Source organism: Neobacillus massiliamazoniensis (assembly GCF_001048695.1).
GTDB lineage: Bacteria > Bacillota > Bacilli > Bacillales > Cytobacillaceae > Neobacillus > Neobacillus massiliamazoniensis.
Genome location: NZ_CVRB01000006.1, coordinates 214380 through 232657 on the forward strand (window position 1 = coordinate 214380; position 18278 = coordinate 232657).

Genomic DNA, 18278 nt, shown 5'->3' on the forward strand with positions numbered 1-18278 from the left:
ACAAAATGATTGGTTAAAAAGTTTTAAAGTATTAATAAAAATTGATAAGTAATTCACTGTTAGCCGCTTACAAAAACATTTCAATATTAGAGCTCTTAAACGAATAAGTTTAATGGTATTCTTATTAATTCAAAAAACGTAAATTGAACGCAATCATTTAAATTAGCCAAAAGAGTAACTCCTGAACTGATATCCTTTTTTTAACGTGTCATCCATCGAGTTTTTAGGAAAATGACTATTTATAATGAAAAAAATTCAATAAGTCTTTATCCTATTAAAAAGGTTTAAAGAATTTTTTACAGTTGAGGTCGGTTAACAGATGTTTTTTAATTCACTTGTGAGGACACTTTTTTTGTCTACTTTTTTTTAGGAAAGAAATCCATACTCCACTCCTTAATGTCGTCTCTCGACACCTTATCCAATTTAATTTTACTTTTAATCATAATTATCGAATTTGTTGCTTATTACGAAACGGTGTTTCTTGATAAGCCTAAATAAAGAATAACATCACATTTTTGTAAATTCAATATTATTTTTTAAATTTTCTTAAAATTATTCGGTCTCATTATAATTGGTGTATATCATTTGATACATTAGATCCAACATAAAAACTTCTCCTATTTTTTCATTTAAAGAAATGAGTAAAACATTTTTAAGTATTATTAAATGAGTAAACTTCATAGTTCAAACCTCATGATATGACTAAGTTTGTTAGCCATGAAAAAGGAGTAAACTCCCTAACATCTCGAAAGGTATAGTTTACGACAAGAAAGTTTATTTGGTGGAAGAATTAAATCAACATGTCTCCACGGTTGGATCTTTGAGTTTCTTTATCCAACTTAATAGACATTAATTCAAAAATAATAGTTTTCTTTACAAACACCACTCAGAGTTGTGTTAGTTAATTTGATTAAGCTATTTGCCATTTTGTCCCTCAGCTTGATAAGAATATCTCTCGAATTTTCACTGATTCACTGGGTTTCAAAATCCATGTTATCATAATAAACGATAAATAAAATGAGTTCAGATCACTCTGCCTCATGGGACTATGGAGTTCCATTAATAAAGGATGATTCTTTTCATTTTGATATCAGAATGTGAAAAGGCTGCCCAAAAGTTATACTTTTGGAGCAGTCACACCTTCTACTTACACCCCGTGCCCGCCTAACAAATTATATCTTTAAAGTCTAGTGGAGCTTTTTCTAGCAAATATGCAATCTAAGAAAGATCACTACTTGCCTCCTTTATAGTAGAAATATTTCTGAAACGTAGTTTTGCATCTGTTACTACGTCTACCACCGATCTTTCTGAAATATTATAGAGCATAATAGGAAGATCTATTAAAGGCGTTACCATTACGGTTAATAGACATTCAAAAAGTCAGTCAAAAAATTTTTTTATAATATGCAATACCGGAAAATGATATCCTATTTCTTGCTAATATAAGATTACCCACTCTTAAAGAGAAAAAATGACTATCCAACTAATTTAGTCGTTAACTTATTCCAATCAATAATTTTTTCTAAAATGATCGATATAATAACACCCATTATGAGGCCATTTGTAATGAAAGGCTGCAAAAGTACTGGAATACTGCCAAATAAAGCTGGCGGGATATTCATAATACTGACTCCAATTAGTACTGGACCAGCTAAACGGAATATCGTTTCAGAGTTAAATAAAGTACCCTTTAAGCTGTTTAATGCTGTCCCAAACAATTGAAGATAAGCGACAAATAAAACAGCGTTGCCTATTGTTAGTGGCATAGTTCCTAAAAATCCCCCTAATGGCGGAATAACTCCAAGGAGTGTAAACAAGAATCCACTAATAATAAATGGCTTTCTGTTATATAACTTTGTACTTTGTAAAAACCCTATTGTAGATGTAAAGGGCGTAAAAGGAACCAAGCCGAAAATTGCAGTAATAACCACAAAAATACCTGTTATAAAAATAGATCTTCTGTATAGATTCTGTTCCACCTTTTCCTTGTATACATCAGCAGTAGCCTGAATGGAAGCAAAAGAATTTGTTAATGTCAGAAGGGCTGCAAAAAAGGACACAAAAATAATGCCCAGCTCCAAGTTTGGAGTTCCAAGAGGAAAGAAAGTGAATGCCATACTAGAAGAGCTTTCCTTTGGAAGATCAGACGGAAATATTATTCGATATAATAACCACCCCACAATAATTCCGATAAGAATCGAAAAATTGCCTAGTACTTTTCCTCCTTTAATTCTTAAAAGGCTTACGAAAATGACAATCCCAATTGAAAATAAACTGACTGGGAGATCAATTGTCCCACTTTCGGTTATTTTAAACATTCCTTTGAAGAATATAAAAATAAGCTGAAAGGTTAGCAAGAATATATAAACGCTTATCACCATCGGCTTAATTATTTTCTGTATAGTAGAAATGAGATTGAACGCCGCAATCACAACAGTTACAACTCCTGCTAGTAGAAAACCTGTTGCAATTCCTCCTCCAACCGTTGAAAGGTCCATCTGAAGTGCAGAGGCAGAGATACCCATATTTAATATTAAGCCCCACAATAGCCCCGCGTGGCTATCCAATAATGGATAACGATGCCCAATCCAAGACTGCAGGATACTAGAAATTCCTGTAAAGATAAAGGAGCATCTTATTGTCATTTCAATCGCATTTGTAGGGAGTTGGAACGCAGCTCCTACAGAAATTGGAACAACAACGGTATTGGCAAACATAAAAAAAAGCCACTGTAAAGGAGACAACATTGTTACAATAGCTCCTTGCTTTATCACTTATCATCACTTCTTCCAAACTCAATTTTTGCTTAAATCGTCTATAAGCTCATCATAGAAGCCAATTCTTAAACCGATTGTTTCTTTGGATTCAATAGGTTTTTTATATAAATTCCAAATCTTCTTTTTTGCAATATATAAAGTTAAGAGAAGCGACTGTCTTCATTACAATCGCTTCTCTTTAATCACTTATTTTCGATAATGTATATAACATCCACGATTTTTTGAAGGATTCTTAAATTATTTAGCTCAACTTGTTTAAGGTTTAATTGTTTTAGTTTTAATACTAATATCTTGTTATATCCATTGGCAATGAACCTGCAGCAAAGCCTACAAATACGAATCGGTCTTTTCCTGTATTAAGCATTCCATGAATTTGGTTAGGTTTGGCCAATAATACCATTCCTTTTCTGATTGGGATTTCATTCTCTAGGTCTGGGAAATATGTTCCTTCCCCCTCTATGCAAACCCATATATCATCAACATTCGAATGGGAATGTAAATATAAATCCTGCCCAGGCTCAAGACACCAAACTGCCCCAACCGTTTTATCTGTTTCATAGAAATAGTTTTTTTGAGCTTCATTTGGATCAAATTTTGCTATCTTATCAATTTCAAAGACTCTTTCAGCCATTATTTCATCGATGTTTGTCACAGTCGCTTTCTCTTCCAATTCCAAAACCCCTTTTTATTAATAAGTTTTTGAATTTATATTAATATGAAGAACAACTATTTAATATCTTTCTTTTCTTCAAGCGATTTATTTCTAATATACAGAAATTACTCTTGAGAAATAGATTTCTCTAAATTCTCATCGATAAATTATTAGGCCCATTGGGTTTGGTAACCATATACTGCTACAATAATTTTTTCCAACTTTGATTGATTCTCATGAAGCTGGCATTTACTAAATTTATTTTTAAAATATATGACTATTACAAAGCTGCATCACGGTTACAATCTTTAGAGTAGACATATGTTAAATTTTCTCTTCCTACCGCATAAGCTGCCTGATGTACGTAAGGACCCATAAATATATAATCCCCTTTTTTCACTGGAACCCATTGATTGTCTAGATTATACATACCTTCTCCCGAGAGTAGGTACGCACCATGTTCCTGAACATGTGTTTCGATAAATGGATGACATGCAGCGGGATCAAAAGAAAGAATATGAAAATTCATATCGAAATCTATATCTGTAGGCAAAAGATCTTTAATATTGACATTGTGCATGTTATCATAATTTCTATATTCAATTTTATTTGCATGGTTTGAATAGACCCATGGCTTCCGGCCTTTAAGTGGACGATATTTTTGCTTATAAAGGAAGAGTCTGGAATCTTCACCCCAATTGTTTTCTAAATACATTTTTGTTCCCGGAGGACAGTATAAATAACCGCTTTCTTCAAGCTCAAACTCTTGCTCGCCTGCAGCAGCTTTAATTTTCCCTTCAATAACATATACGAATGTCTCTACATCTTCTTGCCCACCAAAACCCTCGGTATTCTTTCCTTCATTTTGCATTGTTACAATGTAATCGACAAAGCTAGCTCCTAGCTTAGGAGAGCCCAAAATGGATATAATACAATTCTCAAACCCAGGTATAACATTATTAACCAATCCTTCAGGTGCAATTAATGCATATTTACCGTGCTCAATTATTGATCTACTCGATAATAAATCTTTAGGATAACCCATCTTATTTAAACTTCCCTTCAAATTGTTTTAATATATAAGTCTCTTTCATTATTGTTTTGAAGCTAATTTAATTACTGTAGAATAAAGAACTTCTGCTCCTACACCCATATCTTCTTCAGTAACGAATTCATCAGGGTGATGACTAAGTCCATCTTTACAACGAACGAAAATCATTGCAACTTTAGTTACATCAGCCATTGCCATTGCATCATGACCAGCACCACTCACAAGACTGACAACGCTTCCACTTCGCTCACTAATGGCCTCTTCGATTAATTTAATCATGCCTTCGTTACAGTATACAGGTTCAACTTCCATTACTTGATCAAACTTTATTTGAAGTCCTCTGGATTCAGCTATTCTATGGCTTTCAGCTAAAATTGCATCTATGGCTTTTTGTTTACGTTCAACATTTAAATCACGAATATCCAGCGTTCCTGTTACAAGTCCAGGTATAACATTACTAGCACCCGGACTAACAGTAAGTTTACCAACTGTTGCAACTAATGGTTTATTTTCTAGAGCAATATTCTCAATGTAGGAAATGAGATCACTTGCACCTAAAAGTGCATCTTGTCTAATAGCAACAGGAACTGTCCCTGCATGACCGGGTTTTCCGATAATTTCAAAAGAAAATCTTGTAGCACCAGCAATCCCACTGACTACTCCAACAGGTTTATTCTCCTTCTCAAGGACAGGCCCCTGTTCAATATGAACTTCTAAATATGCGAGAAGTTCTTCTGGAGTACGTCTAGCGTTTTTATAATCATATGGATTAACAATCCCAATTCCCTTTAATGCTTCAGCAATTGTTATTCCATTTTCATCTGCTCTTTCTAAATCTTCAGCTGTAAAAGTTCCTGCAATCGCTTTACTTCCAAGGAAAGTTGAGTGAAACCTTACACCTTCCTCATCACAAAAACCAACCACTTCTAATGGATTGTCTAAAATAACGCCATTATCTCGAAGAGTTTGAACAACTTCTATTCCAGTTATAACTCCTAAAACACCGTCGAATTTACCTGCTTCAATCACGCTATCTAAATGGGAACCAATCAATAAAACTGAAGCTGTAGGATTTTTCCCTTCATAACGACCGATAATATTGTTAAGACCATCTTTTCTTACTGTCATTCCGGCTGCTTTCATCCACTCTTCAACTAGTCTTTCTGCTTCTAAACTTTCCACTGTGAAAGGTAGTCTTGTGACACCAACAGATGTAGACGAACAACCAGCAAGTTGTTCGATTCTAGTACTAATTCTTTTAGAATCAACGTTATACTGAAGTTTAATCAAACGATCACTTCCTTAACAATTTCATCTATAAAAAATTCAATGTTTATATACAAAACATAATTTACTATTAATAAAATCCCAAAAGGTTATGTTTCTACTTAGATAATTATGATTAATAATCATTAGAAAGGTAGATTAATATGTGATATACTATTTATTATTCTATTTAATGAGATTAACTAGCGACAAGTAAAGATACTTGTCACCAGTTTATGTTTGGAATCTATCAAGATATGTTTACTAAACGACCTTTTGTTGAATGCAATAATGACCATGCATCTACAAGAGTACGTTTTGATTGTGCAATTACAATATCTGATGACTCTTTTCCTACAGGTTTTACTTCAAAAGCAACAATATTTTTATTTCCCTCACCGATATAACCAATTTCTAATAGTACTCGCAAGTACTCTGCTAATTCTGGAACATCAACTTCACTTCCTGGATAGCCGAAACGCGGATGCTGATCACCATAAGCAGGATCAGAGATATCTTTAATATAGCAATTTCCAATATGCGCATGATTTATATAATCACGAGCAATTGTTAATGCATTAAACGAAGTTTCACGTTGCATTGGTAAATGACTTAAGTCCAGCATTAAGCCGAAAGTAGGATCTACCTTGCGAACTTCTTTAGCCACTTCAACAGCAAGTGTATTAGAACCTATTAAACATTTTTTATCAGTCTCATCATCAAAAGTTTCAAGTGAAAGGATCAAATCACCTTTAGATTTTGCATATATGCATAATTCTTTGATTGAATCCGTTAGTAATTGTAATGCAACATCTTGATTAGTATCTGGTTTAGCACCACTTAAGAAACCAATTTTAGAAGCATTTAATTCGTAGGCTTGGTCGATTCCACCTTTAACTAATTCGATAGCTCTTCTACGCTCAGTTTCATCAAATGAGTTTAGGTTTCCCTTGTTTCTTAAAAGAATTGGTTGTGCTCCAAATCCTACAGTCATTCCACCAGATTGTAGAATTTGAATAACTTCTTTTTGATCCTCAGAATTGTTAATAGATGTAATCTCAATTCCAGAGAAGAACTCATCTTGTACAATTTTCTTTATTGTTTCAACAGTTGGACCGTCTCCACCCATTGTTTCCGGGTATGCCATAAAATGAACAATTCCCACTTTCATTGAATTATGAAGATTTGCTGACATTGTTTCGCCGATTTTCGGCTTCCCCCCTTTATAAAATTAAACTTTTTCATAAACCACACTACATTGAAGTACAGTCAATTTTACTTACCATTACTAAGATGTCGTTGAAGTAATCTGAATTGACAAATTGCTTCAATAAAATCTCACGTCTTTCAATTGCAATAATTATTTAGAAAAATTAATTTGGTTAGAGTATTTGAATCCGCTAAGTGCACCGTTGTTAGAGAACTCGCATGCATTGTTAGGATCAGGATCAACAATAACTTCGATTAAATATGGTTTTCCTGAGTCAACTGCACGTTGTAGAGCTGGTTTGATATCATCATAATGACTGACAACCTCACCACGAACACCCATACCTGCAGCAGTTTTTACGAAGTCGATTCCGCGCTCTTCATTATCACATAATTCATTTTTGTAAATTAAGTCTGTAGAAATTTGCCGCTCACCATAGAACCAGTTTTGTTGTTGACGAATTAATCCAAGTAATGAGTTATTCAAACAGAAAATGATTACCGGAATATCATGCTTTGCAGCTGTAGCGATATCTTGTAATGACATACCTAAGCTTCCGTCACCAAGGATGTTTACACTTTGTCTTTCAGGGAATGCAAGTTTCGCTGCCATTGCTGCACCAAGTCCCCACCCCATCGTACCTGCACCACCAGTTAATAGGTAAGTTCTTGGTTCATAAGTTTCAAATAATTGGCAAGACCAGATTTGGCTAATACCGCAGTCATGTGATACGAATGCATCGCGATCTAAGAATTCACGAAGTTCGCGTAATGCACGCTCTTGTCTGATCGGAAGTGTTGTGTAATCCGTTTTACGAGCCCATTTTTTTCGCTCTTCAGTTAAGTCAATTTTAGTATCTGCTTCAGCAGTTGCAGCTACAGTAGCCCCAAGTGCTTTATGAGCTTCTGTCAGTTTAACCATGAATGTTTTAACATCAGAAACGATACCTAAAGTAGTTGGTACAACTTTACCAATTTCTTTGTTATCAAGGTTAACGTGGATAATCTTCTTACCGTTTTGTGTGAATACTTCAACATTACCAGTAGAACGGTCAGCGAAACGTCCAGCAAGATTAATTACTAAGTCAGCTTCAACAATTGTTTTGTTACCAAATGGAGTATCAAGCATTGTTCCCATACGTCCAGCGAATAATGGGTGATCGTTAGGGAATGTATCCATACCCATACCAGTAGTTACAACAGGGATTTGAAGTTCTTCAGCTAATGCTTTTAATTCAGCAGTAGCGTTTGCAAGGTTAACCCCACCACCAGAAAGCAATACTGGTCTTTTAGAATATTTTAATAATTCAAAAGTTTTTTCGATATCCGCATCAGTAGCTTGTGGTAAGTTATCTACTGGGGTAGAAGCGATAAGTGCATCTATATCAACTTCTACTACAACTTTTTGTTGATCAACTGGCAAATCAAGTAAGACTGGGCCCTTTCTACCAGTTGTAGCTGTTATCCATGCTTCATGGATAAATTGAGCAGCTTTCGAACCGTCTGTTAAACGGTATGCAGCTTTCGTTACAGGTTTAGCCATTTCAACGATAGGAGCTTCTTGGAATTGCATTGTCCCTATTAAACTATTTTTTTGTTGGCCAGTAATAGCAATCATTGGAACTGAATCCATCCATGCACTGTAAAGACCTGTTAAGAAGTTCGTTCCTCCTGGACCCGAAGTTGCAGCACATACACCAACTTCACCAGTTGCTCTTGAATAACCATCAGCCATGAAAGCACCCGTTTGCTCGTGACGAACAACATATGATTTGATTTTAGTTAATTCCTTTATCGCATCGTAGAATGGTAATATCGCAGCTCCCGGTACACCGTAAATGTGTTTTACCCCTCTTTTTTCTATATATAATGCAATTAACTCTGCAGCTGTCATTTTTTGTTTAGCCATTTAAAACTCTCCCTTTTGATCGTTTTTAATATTTTCAAAGATTTGAGCAATCGATTCTGTTTCCCCTACATTACCCGGAAACACGATATAAGGTGTATCTTTAAACTTAGCTTCACTTCCAGTTAACCATACTGGAACACCAGCGATCGCTTGCCCTAAAATTTTTGCATGTTTGATTTCCAAGCCCTTAGTTGCTACATCACTAGAGGTTATACCGCCTTTTGCTATGATAAATTTCGGCTTAACCTTTAGTGAACGAACCACTTCGACCAAAGCACTTGAAACGGTTTGACTAATTTTTAAATTCTCTTCTTTATCTTTTGCAATAACTACATCTCTACTTGTGTAAACAAGCGTATCTCGATTAGAAGAAATATTATAATCTACTAAATGACATACTCGTGTTAACTCTTCAGCCCTAGTTTCTTCATCTATTACTTTCAAAACATTAAGTTGGATTTGTTCAATCGGGTATTTCTTCATTAGTTCGTTAATTTGTTCCGTTGTTTTTTTCGTGTGAGAACCTACAACGATAAATCCACCATTGTTACGGCTTTCATCTTTTGAAACAACCTCATCTGCTGACAGATATGGACGATCATTTATTCCAGAAATCGATTTTACAAATGATGCTGCAGCTCTAAATAAGAAATGTTTACCAGAATCAATTGCTTTAAGGACAGCTAATGATACGATGTCTAAATCATAATAAGATTTAGCATTCACTATAATAGGAATATTATTGTTGGCAGAGAGTAAAATCTCGTAGATTTTACCAATACCACCGATATGAATATCTTCAAGTGAAATGATCAATGCTGACTCGGAAGATACGCTTCCATTTGTCTTCTCTTCAATCCATTTTGGCAAATTAGCTGTATTGAAGCCAAAAACTGAATCTTTCGCAAATTCCGTTTCACTTACAGGGACAAGCTGGCCATCTACAGCTAAATAATGAGTATTATCTAATGTATAACGATGACCTTCAAAGAAGGCAGGTATAATTAAATGTCCTGAAATCTCAACATTACCCACTTTAAAAAGCTCATCTTGTAGTACATCAATTTCAAGTGGATAATGCCCTCTTAATGTTGAGTCACTTCTACTAATAATTGAGAAGTTAATACCCAGTTCTTTCGTTACTTCAACAACGTTTTGAACAATCTCTCTATTGATTTTTTCAGCTTTTTCCGCATTGTAACTTCTTGTATTTGTTAAAATGTAAAGTACACTTCTCTCATCAGATAAACCTTTTTTAATCCAATCTTTGCTCCAGTCTGTAATGACAAAAATATCATGGACAGTTTGGACACCAGTTGGATCATCATCTAAAACAATAAACTTATGTTTTGTTTGTTTTAAATGATCTTTGATTTTTGCACGTAGGCTATCATCCGATTTAGAGAAGAGAGGATTTTCTAAAGTATCCGTTAAATTTGGATATTGGGTTACGTTTGACAAAACCCCTCCCCCTTTCATGATCTAAAAAGGTTACTAGCTATTTACTTTTTCACCTAATAATTCATTTGCAGTCGAAACAATACGATGTGCTCTTAATTCAAAGAGGTCGAGTAACTCATCCATTTTTCCAGAAACTCCGAAACGGTCATTTGTACCGATTCTTCTTAATTTAGCAGGTTGGCTTTCTGATAAAACTTCAGCAACTGCACTACCTAATCCTCCGATAATTGAATGCTCTTCAACTGAGATAACATTTTTTGTTTTCGCAGCAGATGCTACAATTGCTTCTCTATCAATAGGTTTAATTGTATGAATGTGCAAAAGTTCAGCGCTTACACCTTGTTTTTCTAATTCCTCTACTGCTTTTAGTGATTCATCAAGCATAATACCAGTACTGATGATTGTAATATCAGATCCTTCACGGTATTTAATTGCTTTACCGATTTCGAAAGGTTCTTCTTTCTTTGTAACGATCGGAACTGGTAATTTACCAACACGCAGGTAAATAGGTCCATCATGGTAATAAGCAGCTTCTACAGCTTTTTCCATTTCAACAGCATCTGCTGGAACAATTACTGTCATACGTGGAAGTGAGCGCATTAAAGATATATCTTCAAGCGGTAAATGTGTTGCTCCTTCTTGAGCAGCTGATGTACCAGCGTTATGACCGACAATTTTCACATTGTTATTTGAGTAACATACAGAAATTCTCATCTGATCAAATCCGCGTCCAGTAAGGAAGTTTGCATAAGCATTCGCAAATGGCACTTTCCCTGCTATCGCCATACCAGCTGCAGTTCCTACTAAATCACATTCAGAAATACCGATGTTAAAAAAGCGCTCTGGAAATCTATTTTTAAATAGATTTGTCATATTTGATTTTGCGCAGTCCGCATCAAGTACCACTAAATTATCATGTCTTTCTCCAAGTCTAATTAGTGCATCAGCAAAACCTTTACGTGGTGCTTCTAGATTTGCCATCTTAAGCCAACTCCTTTAAAGCGATTTCTAATTGCTCATCATTTGGAGCCATTCCATGCCAATCATGTGTATCTTCCATATATGAAACTCCCTTACCTTTAACGGTATGAGCTAGAATTGCAGTAGGTTTACCTTTTGTACGTTTAGCTTCTTTAAACGCATCATTTACTGCATTGATATCATGGCCATCGATTTCAACAACGTGCCAACCGAAAGCTCTAAATTTATCTCCAAGATTTTTAACACCTTTTACATTTTCAACGAAATCATCAAGTTGGATTTTGTTCCAGTCAATAATTGCACAAACGTTATCAAGATTGTAATGTGCACTTGTCATCGCCGCTTCCCATATTTGACCTTCCTGTAATTCTCCATCACCGATCATGCAATATGATCTTCTATTACTACCATCTAGTTTTGCAGTTAATCCAACACCATTAGCAACTGATAATCCTTGACCAAGTGATCCTGAAGATATGTCTACACCTGGGATATGCTCTCCACATGGATGTCCATGTAATCTACCGTCTACATCCCTAAATGTCATTAACTCTTCAACAGGGAAGAATCCTTTTTCAGCTAATACCGAGTAAAACACAGGTGTACAATGTCCTTTTGATAAGAAGAAACAATCACGGTCTTGCCAATCTGGATTGTTAGGATCTACATTCATATGTTCAAAAAATAGTACTGACAATAGTTCAGTAGCAGATAAAGAACCACCAGGATGCCCACTTCCGGCATGATTTGTCATTTTAACTATGTGCCGGCGAATTGTTTTGGTTAGATCATTATAAAATTCGCTTTTCTCTTTAGAAAAAACCACTCTTATTCCTCCTTTGTTTCTCAATAAGCAACATTGTTTCTTTTCATAATTAAAAAAATAAAGTGTTTATTGTTGCTTATCAACTAACCGTGTTTCTTGTTTTGATAATATCATCGTTTTTTTAATATTTCAAGTGTTTGTAATTAAATTTTTTTTATTAAAATTGGTCGGAGAACAGAAGATCAGAACGCCGTTTTAAAAAAAGAGTCTCACCAGCTTTTTGGAGGTTGAGAGTATAGAGAAAGCTCGAATTTTTTTATAATCGATAAATTGAAAGTTCCAAAGATAAATTAGTTGTTATTGAGGATACGACATATCTTAGATAAATCTTTAACTTCGGAGATAACTCCCAATCAATAATTTTCTGCATAAAAAAAGAACTGGTCTTATAACCAATTCTTACTTCACATCAATCAATTGTCTGTGTAACCAAGCCGCATCGAAATCTTTTTACCTATATCCATTATAATTGGTCTAATTTCAGCTAATCTTTCTTCAGTCATTCGGATGCTTGGTCCTGAAATACTAACAGCAGCAGTAATTTTCTTCATATTATCAAAAATTGGTGCTGCAATACAGGAGACTCCAGGTTCATTTTCTTCAACTTCTCTACCAATGCCTTCGTTCCTTATTTTTCCCAATTCCTTAAAAAAAGTGTCTTTATCTGTAATCGTTTGTTCAGTATGTTTTGGTAAACCATACTTGTCAATTACATCTACAATCTCATTTAGCGGCAGATGTGCTAAGATGACCTTCCCAACTGCCGTACAATGCATTGGAGCCCTTCTTCCTACTTGTGAATGTGTTCTAAGGGTTTCGCTTCCTTCAAGTTTTTCAATATAGATTACCTCTCCTTGATCATATACCGTCAAGTGGATCACTTCATTAAATTGTGATTCTAACTCTTCCAAAAAAGGTTTAGCTTGAGTTCTCAGGTCAATAGATTCAAGTAGCATCGAACTTAATTCTAAATATTTATAGCCTAATCTATATTTTTTAGTTTCAGGATTTTGTTCGATGAATCCATGGTCTACAAGAGTACTTAATAATCTGAATATAGAGCTTTTATTTAAATCTAGATTGGCGGCCAGCTCAGTAACACCCATCCCTTCTTTACGCTTGCTTACTAATGAAATAATTGTTAATGCCCTATCTACTGACTTAACCATTTATATTAAACCCCCGATTTAGGCCCTAAATTACTGATCCCGTTTCTTAAACTTACCACAAGAGCAATAAAGACCTTATTTATATATATAGACAGCACTGTAATTTTTATTTTCTTCCATTTTATCAGAAAAAATGTTGCGTATAAAGCAATAATAATGTTTTATCAAGGTACCGCACTCAAGTATTTATAATTAGAGATTTTACCATAAAGTCGTAACTATTCAAATATTCTAAAATTACTTTTTGAATCAAGTGTTTGATTTAAAAGTAATTACCAGAGACAAAACACCATTCAAAATTTATATTTTCTGACAAAATAAAAAGAAGGTATGACGCGCCATAAAGAACACCTTTCATGCCCTCTTAAGTAAACCTTCTTTAAGCGAAACGCACAAGCACCTTATTTAGTTTCAACTTTGACTTCAAGGAGCTAGGCGCTAGCAGTTGCGACAGCGACGTCCTGTCGTAGTAACTGCTATAGCATATCCTGAGCGTCGGACTAGAAACAACCAAAATTGGTCCAAATATCTATACTAAATAAAAAAACTAAACTATGCTTCTACGAAACTATTCTTTATCACTAACTCAAACTTCATTCTTTCAACCCCTTTATTTAATTGAATTTTTTAGTATATTTATTTCACTCATCTACCTTGTTAATTTCATCCTCAATTTTATCTACATTATTGTTTTTTGTTACAGGAAAGAATTGCATCAATACAAATATGTAGAATAAGAGAGTATCGCCTCAAGGAACCAAGAAATATCATTAAGATACTTATAGGAAGGTTTTTAGTTCAGTGTTCCCCCCTTCTTTTTGTATATTTCTTTAAAGTTATCTAAATTTCTCATTCCCAAACTGACATAAAAGTGTAGAAAAATAAGGGGCAAATGAAATTGTTATAATAAATGAGATAAACTATAATAGAATACTGAGTAAGAACAGGTATTAAAAAAATAGTAGTTTTTTAAGAAACTTTAGGAATCAACGATTGAACTTATCGCACCTTCATTCAATGACAGACTAAAAGCAACAGGAGAAATAGAAATAGTTGTCATTGATATGAGTCCAGGTGGACTTAAATTTGTTAGTAAATTAGAATTTACGGTAAATTATTTAGCGATTCATAAGATAAGGATGGTATTGGAAAGTAAAAATCTTGAGTTAAACGGCAAAATAGTCAGAAAAAGAAACTTACTAATCAATTCTATGAATACGGTGTTCAATATGACTATTATTATGATCATTTAGATGAATGAATAACATATGAAGAAAAGAAAAATAGCTAATGGATAATAATCCACGAGCTATTTTTTATTTTGCATTAAAACTATCTGGAGCCCTATCACATTTTTTAGTAATGTAAAAATTAAGAATTGCAGTTCATTGTTTTTTCTGGATTCCCTCCATTAATATAGAGACAACTTGGTTTACAACCAATTTGGGATCACTTTTGCCGTCCCACCATAATGGAACTGCATTTGCCGTACTGAAAAGGGTATTGATAATAATTTTATCGTCAATTGATTTAAGTTGTTCAGGATTTTTTAAACGCCATTCCCGTAAACAAAGTAAATATGGTTCTACAATCGCCTTTTTAAATTTGATAATTTGGTCTTTATATGCGGGCGGAGCAGATTCATCTGAGCTTAATGTTGGAATAGAAGATGGAAAATCCTCAAGAAACAATAAAATATGAGCTTCTAACATTTTTGTGAGACGCGTCTGTGGGTCTTGAATAGATTTTGGCTGCTCGAGTTTTTCTAGCCAATAATCAAATACCACTTTGTAACAATTAAATAATAATTCATTTTTAGATGAAAAATATCGATACAAAGCAGCCCTAGTCATCCCCATTTCTGAAGCAATATCTTCCAATGTTGTTTTGTAGTAGCCTTTTTTAGCAAACATTTTAAATGCTGTTTTAATTATTTCCCTTTTCTGATTCACTCTATTTTGATGTATTCGTTCACTTACATTATTAGGTTTGGTTTCTTTTGTAAAACTATCAATGAAATCCACAACACTTTTCCTCCAGTATTAACAAAAAACAAAATATTTCTAAATGACGATATTTACATTATAATTAAGTTAATACTTTATATTTTCACCATTTTACAAGAAAATCCTTCTTTTTAAAAAAATTGCTCCATATCTAGGAATAAAATAAACTGCTTCCATTATCCACAAAAAGAGTACATTATAAATGAAAAAGATTTATTAAGTATCCATTTATGCGGGGCTTGCCCATTTTTCCGCAGATATTAAACTATTGTTTTTTATTTTTTTAGAATAGTAACAGCTGCAACGGCATTTTCCAGTCCAAACATACCACCTGCATTTTGCGCTAGGGCCATTTTTACATTTTGAACTTGCTTAGAACCAGCTGTTCCACGAATTTGAGTTACCAATTCGCAAATCTGACCAAGTCCAGTTGCACCTATTGGATGACCTTTTGCTTCAAGCCCTCCACTCGGATTTACAGGTTTTTTACCATTTATATAGGTTATTTTTTCTTCAATTAATTTTCCTGCCTCACCAAATTTACATAGACCCAGCTCTTCATAAGCCATCAACTCGGCTGAAGCAGCTGCATCATGAACCTCGAAAACGTCAATCTCTTCTGGTCCAGCACTTGCGACTTGATAAGCAGCTCTACCAGTTTCTTCGATTACACTTGGCTCCCCAAAGGAGTGTTCTTTTCCTGAAAGGATAACTGAGGCGGCGACATAAATCGGTTTATTTGTTAATTGTTTAGCATATTTTGCAGAACATAGAACAACTGCGGCCGCACCATCACTGATGGGAGAACACATGTATCTGGTAAAGGGATCTACGATTATCCGGTCATTAAGTACTTCTTCAATCGTTATTGGCTTTGATCTTTGAGCAAAAGGGTTTTTACTTCCATTTGTATGGTTTTTAGAAGCAACCATCGCTAGGTGTTTTTTAGTGACACCCGTTCGATTCATATATTCTCTAGCTTTCCTGGCATAGACATCCATAAAAATACTATGAGACATGCTTGAGGCTTCTATTAAATACTTCATCTCTTCAACATCTACTCCACCTTCAAAAGCTTTAAACGTGACTGTTCGATCTTCATGCGTCATTTTTTCAACACCGAGAACTAATACACAATCATACAAGCCTGCTTGTATAGCAACTGAAGCTAAATGTAGAGCAGAGGAGGAACTCGCACAAGCATTTTCAATGTTAAAAATAGGTATGCCACCCATACCAATAGAGCGCAAGATGACTTGACCTCTAATCAATTCCTGACCAGTTACTACTCCAGCAACTGCATTCCCAACATATGCTGCTTGGATTGCTTCCTTTGGTACACCTGCATCATCTAGAGCCTTCATGATTGCTTCATTACCGAGCTGTTTAAGCCCTTTTTCAAGAAACTTACCAAATGACGTCATCCCGATACCACAAATTACAACATCATTCATAAAAAAGTTTTCTCCTTCAAAAAATTATTGTTTATCCTTTTCAATCGTAATTGCGCCTACCGGACAACTATCAACTGCTTCTTGAATTTTATTAATATCATTTCCATCTACATTTACGACTGTTGATTTTCCCTCTGAATCTAATGTAAATGTCTGTGCTGCATAATAAATACATGTTGTCGATCCTATGCACTTATTTTTGTCCACATATACCCTAATTTTATTGCCCATGTTCAATCCATCCCTCTTGGAAGATTAGTCGAAAATTATCGGTAACTGCTTTAGTGCTCGGCTAATAATGTTTGGTTGCCAATCCAAGTCTGTCCTTTCTAATCGAATATTTTTAAGACGATTTAAAACTTGATTGATCGCTATCGTTGATTCGAGTCTGGCTAAAGGAGCTCCTAAGCAATAATGAATCCCCTTACCAAATCCGAGGTGATGATTGGACTGTCTTGCAATATCTAATTTATCCGGATTTTCAAATACTTCTGGATCACGATTTGCTATGTTTTGCATTAAAAGGACACGTTGACCCTTTTTAATTCTTTTGTCCTCTATTTGAACATCTTCCTTGGCTATTCTCATAATTGCTTTACTGGGACCTTCATATCGAAGTAACTCTTCAATCGCTGTATTAATTAGTGAAGGGTTTGATCTTAATTTTTCAAGCTGGTCAGGATTTTTAAGGAGTGAATATAAACCATTTGCAATTAAGTTGGTTGTTGTTTCATGTCCGCCAAATATAAGCAACGTGCATGTGGAGATCACCTCACCCATTGAAAGGGCATCCCCTTTTTCTTTTGCATTTACAAGTGCCGTAATTAAATCATCTTGTGAATTCTTTTGACGAGCCTGAACCACATCTTCCAAATAATAAACCATTTGTTGCAAGCCATTCTTTGCCCGTTCGTGTCTATTGGTTTCTTTAACCGCTCCAAAAACTAGCAACAACAAATCGTCAGACCATTGCTTTAATAAATCTCTGTCTTCATCAGGTAACCCAAGCATTTTAGAGATGACCAAAATGGGTAATAGAAAGGCATAATCACGGATAACATCCATTTTTTTTGAACTTTCTACTTGATTCAGCAAGGAATCAGTAATTTCGTGCATAAATGGTCGCATTTCTTCGACAGCTTTCGGTGTAAATGCTTTATTTACCAACATCCGAATCCGAGTGTGATTGGGTGGATCATTAAACACCATCCATTTTGAAAGAATCTCATAAGTAGAAGCCATGTCCAGCACCATCTGTTCTGGCATATTTTTTGATGGTCTAATCCGTTCAGCGGTAAAACGATGATCTAATAATATTTTGTTAATATCATGATATCGTGTAAAAACCCATCCATTCCATCGCTCATTCCAATAGATTGGATCTTCTTTTCTTAATTGATGAAAATAGGGATATGGATTATTCACAACTTCTTTATCTAGTAAATCTTCAATCAATGGCATTTGATCATTCCTCCAGGTTAAATAAGAATGTAACAAGGTGAATATTATCTGCTATT

Annotated in this window: 14 protein-coding genes; all 14 read right to left on the reverse strand. The window is 34.7% G+C overall.

Features of this window, described 5'->3' with window-relative positions; translation table 11 throughout:
* Positions 1–1475 precede the first annotated feature (1475 nt).
* Positions 1476–2774 carry a uracil/xanthine transporter gene (locus BN1082_RS24810; protein WP_245640555.1) on the reverse strand — a complete coding sequence of 433 codons (1299 nt, stop codon included), beginning with the start codon at positions 2772–2774 and terminating at the stop codon, positions 1476–1478.
* 286 nt (positions 2775–3060) lie between these two features.
* A complete protein-coding gene (locus BN1082_RS24815) occupies positions 3061–3447 on the reverse strand; it encodes a cupin domain-containing protein (protein ID WP_245640556.1) in 387 nt (128 codons plus the stop codon).
* Between the two features lie 262 nt (positions 3448–3709).
* Positions 3710–4474 (reverse strand): (S)-ureidoglycine aminohydrolase, encoded by a 765-nt coding sequence (gene allE, locus BN1082_RS24820; protein ID WP_090639636.1) that lies wholly within the window; start codon positions 4472–4474, stop codon positions 3710–3712.
* Between the two features lie 48 nt (positions 4475–4522).
* Positions 4523–5770: an allantoate amidohydrolase gene (locus BN1082_RS24825; RefSeq protein ID WP_090639639.1), complete on the reverse strand. Its 1248-nt coding sequence runs from the start codon at positions 5768–5770 to the stop codon at positions 4523–4525.
* Positions 5771–5996: 226 nt separating this feature from the next.
* Positions 5997–6941, reverse strand: a complete 945-nt coding sequence (locus BN1082_RS24830; RefSeq protein WP_090639642.1) for a sugar phosphate isomerase/epimerase family protein — start codon at positions 6939–6941, stop codon at positions 5997–5999.
* A gap of 165 nt (positions 6942–7106) precedes the next feature.
* On the reverse strand, positions 7107–8864 hold the full coding sequence (locus BN1082_RS24835; protein WP_090639645.1) for a thiamine pyrophosphate-binding protein: 1758 nt from the start codon (positions 8862–8864) through the stop codon (positions 7107–7109).
* Complete coding sequence (locus BN1082_RS24840) at positions 8865–10325, reverse strand: four-carbon acid sugar kinase family protein (protein ID WP_176699943.1); 1461 nt, start codon at positions 10323–10325, stop codon at positions 8865–8867.
* A gap of 33 nt (positions 10326–10358) precedes the next feature.
* Entirely contained in the window at positions 10359–11306 is a 948-nt protein-coding gene (locus BN1082_RS24845) for a transketolase family protein (protein WP_090639651.1), read from the reverse strand.
* 1 nt (position 11307) lies between these two features.
* Complete coding sequence (locus tag BN1082_RS24850) at positions 11308–12132, reverse strand: transketolase (protein WP_090639654.1); 825 nt, start codon at positions 12130–12132, stop codon at positions 11308–11310.
* Positions 12133–12545: 413 nt separating this feature from the next.
* A complete protein-coding gene (locus tag BN1082_RS24855) occupies positions 12546–13301 on the reverse strand; it encodes an IclR family transcriptional regulator (RefSeq protein ID WP_090639657.1) in 756 nt (251 codons plus the stop codon).
* A 1385-nt stretch (positions 13302–14686) separates the two neighbouring features.
* A complete protein-coding gene (locus tag BN1082_RS24865) occupies positions 14687–15325 on the reverse strand; it encodes a TetR/AcrR family transcriptional regulator (RefSeq protein ID WP_090639662.1) in 639 nt (212 codons plus the stop codon).
* A 257-nt stretch (positions 15326–15582) separates the two neighbouring features.
* The gene (locus BN1082_RS24870) at positions 15583–16761 is read right to left on the reverse strand and encodes a thiolase family protein (protein ID WP_090639664.1); all 1179 of its coding nucleotides are present in this window, start codon (positions 16759–16761) and stop codon (positions 15583–15585) included.
* A gap of 24 nt (positions 16762–16785) precedes the next feature.
* Entirely contained in the window at positions 16786–16992 is a 207-nt protein-coding gene (locus tag BN1082_RS24875) for a ferredoxin (RefSeq protein WP_090639667.1), read from the reverse strand.
* 24 nt (positions 16993–17016) lie between these two features.
* Positions 17017–18222 (reverse strand): cytochrome P450, encoded by a 1206-nt coding sequence (locus BN1082_RS24880; RefSeq protein WP_090639670.1) that lies wholly within the window; start codon positions 18220–18222, stop codon positions 17017–17019.
* Between the last annotated feature and the right edge of the window lie 56 nt (positions 18223–18278).